11 protein-coding genes are annotated in these 11782 nt (G+C 69.7%); 5 read left to right on the top strand and 6 right to left on the bottom strand.

Going from position 1 to position 11782, the window contains the following annotated elements:
• Window positions 1–91 precede the first annotated feature (91 nt).
• Genes HRC28_RS11095 through HRC28_RS11075 form a run of 5 tightly spaced genes read right to left on the bottom strand, consistent with a single transcriptional unit; the run spans window position 92 to window position 5354 of the window.
• A complete protein-coding gene (locus HRC28_RS11095; protein ID WP_182380134.1) occupies window positions 92–919 on the bottom strand; it encodes a sterol desaturase family protein in 828 nt (275 codons plus the stop codon).
• A 31-nt stretch (window positions 920–950) separates the two neighbouring features.
• The gene (locus tag HRC28_RS11090) at window positions 951–2192 is read right to left on the bottom strand and encodes a hypothetical protein (protein WP_182380133.1); all 1242 of its coding nucleotides are present in this window, start codon (window positions 2190–2192) and stop codon (window positions 951–953) included.
• Window positions 2189–2899, bottom strand: a complete 711-nt coding sequence (locus tag HRC28_RS11085; RefSeq protein ID WP_237111797.1) for a hemolysin III family protein — start codon at window positions 2897–2899, stop codon at window positions 2189–2191. Before HRC28_RS11085 ends, HRC28_RS11090 begins: the two co-directional genes overlap by 4 nt.
• Window positions 2896–3795, bottom strand: a complete 900-nt coding sequence (locus tag HRC28_RS11080; protein WP_182380132.1) for a diacylglycerol kinase family protein — start codon at window positions 3793–3795, stop codon at window positions 2896–2898. Before HRC28_RS11080 ends, HRC28_RS11085 begins: the two co-directional genes overlap by 4 nt.
• A complete protein-coding gene (locus HRC28_RS11075) occupies window positions 3792–5354 on the bottom strand; it encodes an FAD-binding oxidoreductase (protein ID WP_182380131.1) in 1563 nt (520 codons plus the stop codon). The genes HRC28_RS11080 and HRC28_RS11075 overlap by 4 nt, the downstream gene beginning before the upstream one ends.
• A 17-nt stretch (window positions 5355–5371) precedes the next feature.
• On the opposite strand from HRC28_RS11075, the gene HRC28_RS11070 reads away from it, so the two are divergent.
• Together HRC28_RS11070 and HRC28_RS11065 are read left to right on the top strand one after the other, a co-directional pair.
• Window positions 5372–5953, top strand: a complete 582-nt coding sequence (locus tag HRC28_RS11070) for a TetR/AcrR family transcriptional regulator (protein WP_182380130.1) — start codon at window positions 5372–5374, stop codon at window positions 5951–5953.
• The gene (locus HRC28_RS11065) at window positions 5950–7455 is read left to right on the top strand and encodes a glycerol-3-phosphate dehydrogenase/oxidase (RefSeq protein WP_182380129.1); all 1506 of its coding nucleotides are present in this window, start codon (window positions 5950–5952) and stop codon (window positions 7453–7455) included. Before HRC28_RS11070 ends, HRC28_RS11065 begins: the two co-directional genes overlap by 4 nt.
• Here HRC28_RS11065 and HRC28_RS11060 read toward each other — a convergent pair.
• Window positions 7452–7850 carry a low affinity iron permease family protein gene (locus tag HRC28_RS11060; RefSeq protein ID WP_182380128.1) on the bottom strand — a complete coding sequence of 133 codons (399 nt, stop codon included), beginning with the start codon at window positions 7848–7850 and terminating at the stop codon, window positions 7452–7454. The two genes, HRC28_RS11065 and HRC28_RS11060, sit on opposite strands and share 4 nt — an antisense overlap.
• A gap of 82 nt (window positions 7851–7932) precedes the next feature.
• On the opposite strand from HRC28_RS11060, the gene HRC28_RS11055 reads away from it, so the two are divergent.
• From HRC28_RS11055 to HRC28_RS11045, 3 genes are read left to right on the top strand one after another with little or no spacing between them, the layout of a single operon-like run.
• On the top strand, window positions 7933–10107 hold the full coding sequence (locus HRC28_RS11055; RefSeq protein ID WP_182380127.1) for a molybdopterin-dependent oxidoreductase: 2175 nt from the start codon (window positions 7933–7935) through the stop codon (window positions 10105–10107).
• Between the two features lies 1 nt (window position 10108).
• Complete coding sequence (locus tag HRC28_RS11050) at window positions 10109–10735, top strand: class I SAM-dependent methyltransferase (protein WP_182380126.1); 627 nt, start codon at window positions 10109–10111, stop codon at window positions 10733–10735.
• Window positions 10735–11691, top strand: coding sequence for a hypothetical protein (locus HRC28_RS11045; RefSeq protein ID WP_182380125.1), 957 nt, complete (start codon window positions 10735–10737; stop codon window positions 11689–11691). The genes HRC28_RS11050 and HRC28_RS11045 overlap by 1 nt, the downstream gene beginning before the upstream one ends.
• Window positions 11692–11782 lie beyond the last annotated feature (91 nt).

Genomic DNA, 11782 nt, shown 5'->3' with positions numbered 1-11782 from the left:
GGGGTGATCCAGACCTCCTGGACCTCGCCGGCGTCACCGGAGCCGGGCAGCGCCAGCCGGCCGACGTTGGGGGGCACCACGGTCATGGTCGTCATCGCGTCGGGCTCCAGCCCGGCCCCTTGAACAGGTACCCGAGCCGGGCACGCCAGGTGTCGGCGCGCCACACGTCACGGCCGATCGCGGAGAACTCGTGGGTGGCCACCCGGAACGGGTTGAAGGAGTTGACGTTCTTGGTGAGGCCGAACTTGACCCGCTCCCCCTCCGGCTCGAACGTGCCGAACATCCGGTCCCAGATGATCAGGATCCCGGCGTAGTTCTTGTCGAGGTACTGGCTCTGCGAGCCGTGGTGCACGCGGTGGTGCGAGGGTGTGTTCATCACGAGTTCGATCGGCTTCCACATGTGGTTGATCCGCTCGGTGTGGATGAAGAACTGGTAGACGAGGCTGATCGACTGCTGGAGCAGGATCATCCACGGCTCGAAGCCCAGGAAAGCGAGCGGCAGCCAGAACGGCAGCGAGCTGAACGGCGTCCACGGCTGACGCAGCGCGGTGGTCAGGTTGTAGAACTCGCTCGAGTGGTGCACCACGTGGCTGGCCCAGAAGACCCGGATCGTGTGGTGGGTGCGGTGGTACCAGTAGTAGAGGAAGTCGTCGGCGAAGAACAGCGCGCCCCAGACCCACGGGTTGTCCGCCGGGAGTTCCCACGGCGCCAGCAGGAAGGCGCCGGCGTACGCCGCCACGACGACCAGCTTCCAGCCCAGGTTGATGAAGACGCTGCCGATGCCCATGGTCAGGCTGGTGACCGAGTCGCGGCGCTCGAAGCCGAACTCGTCGTCATCGGGCAGCCAATGGAAGGACGCGGCCTCCAGCACCAGGCACACGATGAAGACCGGGATGGCGTGCAGGATCAGGTCGAACATGGTGGAACCCCCTTGGACGGCTGACCCCAGGTCAGCCGGACAGCCCGAGTTCATTGAGTAGGACGAAGGTGGCCGCGAGCGCGGCCTGTCGCGGGAACTTGTTGTCGAGCTTCGACGAGCCGAGCCGGTGCGAGCGCGGGAACGGTCCGAGCGCGATGTCCCAGTGATGCGCCCGGACGACGCCGAGCGTCGTCGACATCGGCTGGTGCGACTGGGCGTGCTCGACGGCCAGTTGCATGTCGTTGGCGCCGCATTTGCGGCCCAGGCTGATCGCGGCTTGCGCCTGGAAGTGCGGGACCTCCAGCGGCGAGACGGCACCCGCAACGTTGAAGACAGGTACGTCGGTGTCGTCGATGGCTTCGGCGTACTCGGCGGCGAACCTCTTCCGCTCGGCGGTCGTCAGGTCAAGGAGCGCGGCCTTGAGGTCGAACTCGTCGCGACGCTCGAGCAGGCCGTCGAGGTTCGCCAACGGCAGGGCGGCCTTCAGGATCGGCAGGATCGCGGCGCGCCCCGGGCCGAGCGTCATCGGCAACGGCGCGAGCACGCGATAGAGGTCGTCGACGAAGGGCGTGCCGCCGATGCAGCCCGCCCAGTTGACGACGGCCCGCAGTTGCGGAGCCACGTCGAGGTGGAGCCCCTGGAAGACGTAGGCGTCGGTGGCTCCCTTGGAGTAGCCGAACAGCACGACGTCGCCGGGCTTCCGGGGCTTGGCAATCGGCACGCCGGCCGCGTCCGATCCGATCCCCCGCACGGCGGCGTCGAGGAGGTTCACCGCGTTGGCGCCCGCTCCGCGGATGCCGTGCGAGTCGGCCCGAACCACCGACAGCGAATGCCGCTGGGCGACCACCGGGAACTCGTCGGCGAAGCCGATCAGCGGGATCCCCGAGTGCACGAAGCTCGGGCTGTAGACCACGGACTGCTTCTTGCGTCCGGCCCGGCGCGCGGCCGGCAACTCGAGGCGCCAGTCCTCGATGTCGTGGGCGAGGAAGCGTTCGGCGATCTTCTGGCGATCCGACCGAGCATCGTTGCGACGACGGACCGAGGCCACGGCGAGCGCCTTCTCGTCCGTGATCGCCTCGACCAGGAACAGGTCGCGCCACCGCCGGCCGAGCCACTGCTTGACCCGGGCGTTGGTGAGCACACGCCGGTCGGCCGCCAACCGCTCCCGGAGTACGACGATGAACTGGTCGTGGTCGCGGACCCGCTCCAGTTCCATCAGGTCCGCGATGGCGGCGTTCGGCATCCGGCGTCCGCCGGACGCGCGCCCGGTCATCGCAGCGCGTACGTCGCCAACGACACCGCGACGTAGTGACACACGAAGGCGAGGATCGTGAAGGTGTGGAACACCTCGTGGAACCCGAACCACTCCGGCTTCGGGTTCGGCTTCTTGAGCCCGTAGATCACGGCGCCCAGCGTGTAGAGGATGCCGCCCGAAGCGACCAGCACGAGCGTGGCGACCGCGACCGCCGTACCGAGCTTCTCGCTGCCGTCGATGAAGTCGGGGATGAAGAAGACAGCGGCCCAGCCCATGCCGATGTAGATCGGCGTGTAGAGCCAGCGCGGGGCGCCGGTCCAGAACACCCGGAACAACACACCGGCCAGGGCGGCCAACCAGATCACCAGGAGCAGCACCAGTCGCGACGTGCCCTCCAGCAGCAGCATCGCGAACGCGGTGTAGGTGCCCGCGATCAGGACGAAGATGTTGGCGTGGTCGAAGCGGCGCAGCAGCGCCCAGATCGCCGGCTGCCAGGTGCCGCGGTGGTAGATCGCGGAGACGCCGAAGAGCAGCAGCGCCGAAGCGATGAAGACGGCGGAGCCGATCTTGGTCTCCCCGGTCGGCGACAGCACGATCAGGACGACGCCGGCAGCGATCACGAACGGGACGGTGCCCGCGTGCAGCCAGCCGCGCAGCTTCGGCTTGAGCTCGGCCATCTTGTCGGCCATCACCGTGAGGGCGGCCTCGTGGTCTAGGAACTTCACGTGAGGATCTTCAGGGCACCCGGGAGAACCTGGACAATCGCTGGCGACTTCGCCGACGTCGGCAGCATCCCGAGCGGTTCGCCGTCGCCGCCCATCGGGACCGACGGGCTTCCACTGATCTCCACTGTTGCCCCCCGCAGCACGGTCACCTGGTCGAGCAGCACGTGCGACCCGTCGTACGCCTTCGGCAACGCCTTCATCATCTCGCGGCGCGAGACTGCTTCGATGACGATCACATCAAGGAGTCCGTCGGTCAATGACGCGTCCGGGGCGATGTGGATCCCCTTGCCGTAGTAACCGGAGTTCGCCACGACCACGGTCGCAGCACGGTAGGACTTCGACGCGCCGTCGACGACGACCGTGAAGTCGCAGGGGACGTACGTCGCCAGCGAGTGGATCGCGGCATAGGGGTACTGCAGTTTGGCCGGCATCCAGCGGACCTTGTCCACGATCTCGCCTGCGCGAGCGTCGACGCCGGAGTAGACGGAGCCGGCGACCAGGCGCGGCTCGGCGCCGGGCAGCGTGACGGAGATCAGGTCGGTCGGCGTCTCGGCGCCCTCGAGGAGCACCTTCGCGATGACCTCGGAGTCCTCCGACAGCTTCAGCATCCGGGCGAAGTCGTTGCCGCGGCCGGCCGGGACCATGCCCAGCACGCCGTTTTCCTGCGAGACCTGACCGGCGATCGAGGACAGCATGCCGTCGCCGCCGACGGCGACGATCACGTCGCCGCGCGCGACGCCGGCCTTGACCAGGTCGAGCGTGGCCTTGGGGCCGGGCGAGTACGTGACCTCGACCTCGGCGCCCGCGTCACGGAGCAGTCGCGCGACGGGAACGACGGCCGCCGGAGCCGCACCGCCGCCCGACAGCGGGTTGACGAGGAAGGAGAACGACCTCACGGGATCAGCACCCCCGGGTTCAGGATCCCGGTGGGATCGACGGTGGCCTTCACGCCGCGCAGCATAGCGACGCCGACGGGGCCGATCTCGCGCTCGAACCACGCCTTGTGGTCGGTGCCGACAGCGTGGTGGTGCGTGATCGTCGCGCCGGACTCGATCATGGCGTCGGACGCCGCCGCCTTGGCTGCGAGCCAGCGCGGCAGCGGGTCGTCGCCCTGCTTGGCCGCGACGGTGAAGTACAGCGAGCAGCCGGTCTCGTAGACGTGCGAGACGTGGCAGAGCACCAGGGTGCCCTCGCCGAGGCTGGCCTCGAGCGCGCTCTTCACCGCGGCGTACAGGCGGTCGGTGTTGGACCAGAAGGTGGCGGTCTCCAGCGTCTCCACCAGGACGCCGACGTCGAGCATCGAGTCGCGGAGGTACGGCGCGTGGAAGCGCCCGGCCTTCCAGGCGTTGCCGCGCTCCTCGCCGAGCGCCTCGCCGCCCAGGGCGGTCAGCGCCTCGGTGACGACGCCGCGCTTGTTGGCGATCGAGGCGCCTTCGTGGCCGACGATCATCAGGCAACCGGTGGCGGCCTCCGCACCGACGGCCGTCTGGCTGGCCAGGTTGAGCGCCGTCTCGCTCTCGTCGGAGAGCCGGATGATGGTCGGGAGGATCTGGTTCTGCGCGAGGTGGCGCATCGCGGCCTGACCGGCAGCGAAGGTCTCGAAGCGCCAGGCTTCGTACGCCGTCTCGGTGGCGATCGCGCGGACCCGCACCGTGACCTCGGTGATGACACCGAAGGTGCCCTCGGAGCCGAGCACGAGCTGGCGGAGGTCGGGGCCGGCGGCGTTCAGCGGCGAGGAGCCGGCGACCAGTTCACCGATGGGCGTGGCGACCTTGAGGCCGACGACCAGCTGGTCGAAGCGGCCGACGCTCGCGCTGTTCTGGCCGCTGCTGCGGGTCGCCGCGAAGCCACCGATGGTGGCGAACTCGAAGGACTGGGGGAAGTGGCCGAGCGTCATGCCGTGGGCCGCGAGGGCCGCCTCGGCCTCGGGGCCGCGCATGCCGGGCTGCAGCTTCGCCGTCATGGAGATCGGGTCGACGCTCACGAGCTGGTTGAGCCGGATCAGGTCGAGGCTGACCAGGCCGGCGTAGCCCTCGCGTCGCGCAACGAGACCGCCGGTGACCGACGTACCGCCACCGAAGGGGACGACCGCGACGTGGTGGTCGACGGCCCAGGCGAGCAACTGGACGACCTCGTCGTGCGAGCCGGGGCGTGCGACGGCGTCGGGCGCGTCGGTGAGGTCACCGGAGCGAGCCTTCAGCAGGTCGGGGGTCGACTTGCCGCGAGTACGCAGGCGACGACTCTCGTCGTCCGTGAGGACGTTCGCAGCGCCGATGACGTCGCGCAGGCCGGCGAGGAGGTCGTCGGAAAGGCCCGAAGCGGGAAGGGAGACGTCCGCGACGGCCGGCGTGCTGAGCGCACCGAACGCGAACTCCACGAGGCCCTGGGTGGACTCCGGCAGGGGGCCTGCGTGGGCGGGGCTTCCCCAGCGCTGGGGGTGCATTTCCTGGGTCATGCGTTACAGTGTGACACATGACGTCAGTTCGTAACAAGGATCGGTTCCTTGACGCAGCCCGCGAGGTCATCCTCACGGTGGGCTGGAAGCGCGCGACCCTCACCGATGTGGCCCGCCGCGCGGACGTGTCCCGGATGACGGTCTACCGCGCCTATCCCGACATGCAGTCGATCCTCGCCGACCTGATGACGCGCGAGTGGGTCGCGCAGATCGACCAGGTCGTCAACGAGGTCGTGCAGGAAGCGGACGGCCTGCTCGACGTGATCGCGCGTCGCATGGCCGCGGCCGTCTCGGTGCTGCGCGAGAACGAACTCTTCCGACGGATCGTCGACGTCGATCCCGAACAACTGCTGCCCTACCTGATCGACCGGCGCGGCCGCTCCCAGGACGTCATCATCGGCGCTCTTGCCGACCGCCTTGCAGAAGCGCAGGCCACCGGCGAGATCCGCTCCGGGAACCCGTTGCTGATGGCTCGCTCCCTCATGCTCGCCGCCCACGGCTTCGCCATCTCGGCGCACACGATGCAGGACGACGAACTGACCCAGACCGACTTCGACACCGAACTCACCGCTCTCGTCCGGAGGTACCTCGCACCATGACGTCCACTCCTTCCCGCGTCCGTCCCGGCCTCGCCGACGCGCCCGTCTCGGTCGACGTACTGGTCATCGGCCTCGGCGTCACCGGCGCCGGCGTGGCTCTCGATGCCGCCTCGCGTGGCCTGTCGGTGCTCGCGGTGGACGCGCACGACATGGCCTTCGGTACGTCGCGCTGGTCGAGCAAACTGGTGCATGGCGGGCTCCGCTACCTCGCCAACGGGCAGGTGGGCGTCGCCCACGAGAGCGCCGTGGAGCGCGGCATCCTGATGGAGTCGACGGCTCCGCACCTGAGCCACCCGATGCCGATGTTGCTGCCGCTGATGTCGAGCGTCTCGCTCGCCCAGGCCGCGCTCGCCTCCGCCGGTTTCCGTGCCGGTGATGCCCTGCGGATCAGCGCCGGCACCAGCGTCGACACCCTCCCCCGGCCCCGACGGATCTCGCGCAACGAGGCGCTGCGCCTCGCGCCGTCGCTGCGCCAGCAGGGCCTGCGCGGCGGCCTCCTCAGCTGGGACGGCCAACTCGAGGACGACGCCCGCTTCGTCACCTGTCTGTGCCGTACGGCGGCCTCCCTGGGAGCCGAGGTGCGCACCCGCGCCCGCGTGGTCTCGGCGACCGGGAAGGGCGCTGTGCTCCGCGACGAGCTGACCGGCGAGACCCACGCCGTGACGGCGCGGGCCGTCATCAACGCCACCGGGGTGTGGGCCGGATCGCTGGTCGAGAACGTGAAGCTGAAGCCGTCGCGCGGCACCCACCTGGTGCTGCGCGCGTCGACTCTCCCCGGTCTGGCTGCGGCCCTCACCGTTCCCGTCCCCGGCACGACCAGCCGGTTCGTCTTCGCCCTCCCCCAGCCGAACGGCACCATCTACGTCGGCCTCACCGACGAGGAGACCGAGGGCGACATCCCCGACGTCCCGCAGGCCAGCGAGAGCGAGATCGGCTTCCTGCTCGACGTCGTCGGTGCCGCCTTCGACAAGCCCATCCGCCGTGCCGACGTGATCGGCACCTACGCCGGCCTGCGTCCGCTGCTCGACTCCGACGGCTCGACCGCCGACCTGTCCCGCAAGCACGCCGTGCTCACCTCACCCACCGGTGTCGTGACCATCGTCGGCGGCAAGCTGACCACGTACCGGCAGATGGCCGAAGACGCGGTCGACGCGGTCGCGCTGACCTCGTCGCCCTGCCTCACCCGCAACCTGCCGCTGCTCGGCGCCGCGCCCCGCGACGAACTCGCCCTCCTCGAAGCCCCCGCCCGTCTTGTACGACGATTCGGCACCGAGGCCGCCCTGGTGCTGTCCAACGCGGTCGATGTCACCGGGCTGACCGAGGACGAGCTCCTGGCACCCGGCCCGCAGGGGGTGACGCTCGCAGAGCTCGTGTTCGGCATCACCCACGAAGGTGCTGCCGATGTGGACGACCTGCTGGATCGTCGTACCCGGGTCGGGCTGGTGCCCGAGGACCGGGCGGCCGCGCTCCCGATGGCGGAGCGGGCGTTCGCGCTGAGCTAGTCGGTGCTCTCGCGGTCCTGCAGACCGACGGCGGCACGCAGTTCCTTGGCGTGCTTCCTGACGTCCTCGGACGCCGAGTCCGCAGCGATCGCCGCGAGGGCTGCGGCGAAGGCATCGAGCTTCCGGTGCAGCGCCTGCTCGGATCGTCGGTTGTGGTTCTCCAGCAGCACGACGAGGAACAGGGTCAGGATCTCGGCCGGGAGCACGAACGCGATGTACCAGTGGTCGAGCGAGTGCAGCAGGAAATAGCTGGGTGCCCACAGCACGGTGAGGCCCACGATCGCGAGGAAGAACACGTCACGGGACGCGATGTCCTGGGCCCGGGCGGCGACTTCGTCGAACCAGCTCCGCTCGGAGGAGACCTCGGACGGGTTGCGATGTTCGTCGTCACTCATCGCGCCACGCTACTGGCTGAGGGGCCGCAGCCCCCGCGACGTGACCATGGCGGGCAACTCCCCGGTCGGTCACACTGCTCGAATGACGGTCGAACAGAAGGTCACCTACTGCCGGATCTGCGAACCGCTGTGCGGTCTGGTCGCCACTGTCGAGGACGGCCGCCTGCTCTCGCTCCGTCCCGACCAGGACCACCCGCTGTCCCGCGGCCAGGCATGCCCGAAGGGGATCGCGTTCACCGACGTCCAGAACGACCCCGACCGGGTGCTGCATCCGCTGCGCCGCAACGCGTCCGGCGAGTTCGAACAGGTGAGCTGGGACGACGCCCTGTCCGACATCGCGACCCGCTTGAAGAAGGTCCGGTCGACGTACGGCGGCAAGGCGGTGGGGATGTACTTCGGCAACCCGAGCGCCTTCTCCTACTCCACGACCCTCTGGGTCGCGGGCTTCATGAAGGGGCTGGGCTCCGACCACCTCTACTCGGCCGGTTCGCAGGACATCAACAGCAGGTTCGTCGCCAGCCAGTTGTTGTACGGCGCCCTGACCCAACTGCCGTTCCCGGACCTCCCCCGCACCGACTTCCTGCTCGTGCTCGGCGCCAATCCGCTCGTGTCCCACGGCAGCGCGATCAACGCGCCACGCATCAAGGACCACCTGAAGGCGATCACCACCCGTGGCGGTCGCGTCGTCGTGGTCGACCCCCGTCGGTCCGAGACGGCCCGGGCCTTCGAGCACATTTCCGTGAAGCCCGACTCCGACGCGTGGCTGCTCCTCTCCCTGCTGCACGTGGTGTTCGAGGAGGGTCTGGCCGACGAGGCCGCCCTCCGCAAGCAGGCCCGTGGCGTCGACCTGCTTCGCACCGCCGCGGCCGCGCAGTCCCCCGAGGACACGGAAGCCATCACCGGCGTGCCCGCGGCGACGGTCCGGCAACTCGCACGGGACTTTGCGACCGCGCCGAGCGCGACGGCGTACGGCCGAACGGGTGCGTGCCTGGGCCGGCACGCCACGCTGGTCAGCTTCCTGATCGATGCGCTCTCCATCGTGACCGGCAACCTGGACCGGGCCGGCGGCACGTTGTTCAGCGTCGGCGCCATTCCGCTGGAGGAGATGGCCGAGCGGGTCGGGCTGGCGTCGTACGACAAGAAGCGCTCGCGGCTCGGCGACTTCCCCGAAGTGCTCGGATCGTTCCCCGCAGCCCTGATGGCCGACGAGATCACGACCCCGGGCAAGGGCCAGATGAAGGCGATGTTCCTGGTCGCCGGCAACCCGGTCCTCTCGGTCCCGAACGGCGAGGCGCTGTCCGCTGCGCTGCCCGAACTCGACCTGCTCGTGTCGCTCGACCTCTACGTCAACGACACCAACCGGCATGCCGACTACGTCCTGCCCGCAACGACCTTCCTCGAGCGCGAGGACTTCCCGATCGCCATCGCCTCGGCAGCCCCGACGCCCTTCTTCCAGTCGACCGAGGCGGTCCTGGCGCCGTACGGCGAAGCCCGCCAGGAGTGGGAGATCGTCGACGAGATCGCTCGTCGTGCCGGGGTCGCGTTGTTCATGCTCGGGCCGCTGCGGCACGTGGGGAAACCGGTCGCGCTGGCTCATCGGCTCTCGCCCGTCTGGCTGAGCCCGCGCGCCCTGATGGAGAACCTTCTCCGCCTCGGCCCGTACGGCGACAGGTTCGGCCTGCGACGTGGCGGACTCAACGCCGCCAAGCTGCGCAAGAACCCGCACGGCATCGTCCTGGGCGACCACGCCGCGACCGGGCAGCTCAAGCACGCCGTACGACACCGCGGCGGCAAGGTGCGCCTCGATCCCCCGGCGATCGCCGAGGAACTCGCCCGGCTCGGTGATCGGCACGTCGACGACCCGGCGTTCCCGTTGCGGCTGATCGGGCTGCGCGAACTGCGCTCCCAAAACTCCTGGATGCACAACAGCGAGCTGCTGATGAAGGGCAAGCGCGAGCATCGCGCACGGATCAACCCGAGTGACGCGGTCGCCTCCGGGATTGCCGACGGCGGGCAGGTCCGGATCCGTTCAGAACACGGCGTCATCGAGACGATCGCCCTGCTGACCGACGAAGTCCGCGAGGGTACGGTCGCCGTGCCGCACGGCTGGGGCCATGTCGGCGGTGGCTGGGAGCGCGCGAACAAGGCCGGTGGCGCCAACGTCAATCAGCTCACGTCGAGCAATGTGACCGACGTCGAGCGACTGGCGGGCATGTCCCACCTCAACGGCGTGCCCATCGCGCTCGAGGCGGTCTGACATGAGCATCTGGGGACGAGTCTTCGCGGCCGGCTACGACCGGATCATGGAGGGCGCCGAGAAGTCCGTGCTCCGCGCGCATCGCCAGGCGCTCGTCGGGCGCGCGAGCGGGCGGGTGCTGGAGATCGGCGGCGGCACGGGCGCCAACCTGCCGTTCTACGGCGACGACGTGGCCGAGCTCGTGATCACCGAGCCGGAGGAGCCGATGGCCCGCCGCCTGGAGGACAAGCTCGCCGCGTCCGCCCGGACCGCCGAGGTGGTGCGGGCGCCGGCGGAGGACCTCCCCTTCGTCGACGCGAGCTTCGACGTCGTCGTCTCCACCCTGGTCCTGTGCACGGTCGGCGATCCGGCGAAGTCACTCACGGAGATCCGCCGACTGCTCAAGCCGGACGGCCGGTTGCTGTTCCTCGAGCACGTGCGATCGGACGACCCCGGTCTCGCCCGTTGGCAGGACCGCCTGCACGGCATCCAGGTCCGGATCGGGCACGGCTGCCACTGCAACCGCGACACGCTCGCCTCGATCGAGAGCGCCGGATTCACGGTGTCCGAACTGCGGCACGACCAGCTGCTCAAGGCACCGCCGATCGTGCGGCCACTGGTCATCGGGATCGCGCAGGCCAAGGCCTGATGCGGCCGGCCGCAGTGTGCCGCATCGACCACGTCAACGTGCTCAGCAAGGATCCGGAGGCCACCGCCGCCGTACTGGCCGAGGTTCTCGGACTCCCCGTGAGCGCGCCCCAGGTCGGCTGTCCCACGTTCGAACTCATCATCCTCGCGGCCGGCAACATGACCCTGGAATCGACCCGGCAACGGGGTGGTCCACAACCGGGCGACGGCATCGCACTGACCGGCATCGTCTTCGAGCCCGCCACCACGGCGGCAGCCTCCAGCGCCCAACTCCAGGACCGGGGCGTGCCCCATCTCGCACCGCTGGCCTTCGCCGGACCCCACACGCGCCCCTCCACGTATGGGCCCTTCCGACGAGCCACGGATGGCCCCAACTGGCGGGTGTTCCCGGTCGACGGCGTGCTCAGCGAAGGGACGCCGGTCGTCTCCAGAGCGAGCGCCCGGGCGCTCGTCGCCGGCGCGCCCATGTCCGGGGCGATGGGCTCGGCCATGGGACGAGTTGCCTCTGGCCGCCGTCTCGGGCGGATGTCCGCCGGGTTGTTCGCACTACCGCCCGAGTACCTCGCCATCTGCGAGTGGGGCCACGACGTCCCGGCCCGCCGGGCGGCCGACGCGCAGAGGTTCGCTGAGACCCAGGCGGCGGGCCCCGGCCTCACCGGTGTCCGGGAAGTCGTCGTCACCGCCAGCGACCTCGACGCAGCCCGGCAGCGCTGGCAGGGGCTCCTCGATCCGGCCATCGGCACCGGGGACCGGTGGGTGCTGGACGACGGTCCCGCGCTCGTCCTGGAAGCAGGGAACAGGGACGGCCTCGCCCGCCTCGTCTTCGGCGCCACCTCGATCCCGGCAACCAGCGCCTGGCTGGCCGAACGCGCCCTCCTCGGCGCCGGGTCGACCGACACCGAACTCCGGATCGAGCCCGCCAGGGTCGGCGGACTCGACCTGCGGATCACCGGCTGACTGGACAGATGTCCAAGGAAACGCGAGTACCCCCTACCCGTCAGTAAGGGGTGACGGGTCGTCGATCCGCCCTGTAGAACATGTTCTTGTT

This window comes from Nocardioides sp. WS12, assembly GCF_014108865.1.
In the GTDB taxonomy this organism is placed as follows: domain Bacteria; phylum Actinomycetota; class Actinomycetes; order Propionibacteriales; family Nocardioidaceae; genus Nocardioides.
This window is presented reverse-complemented; position numbering and strand designations above follow the sequence as displayed.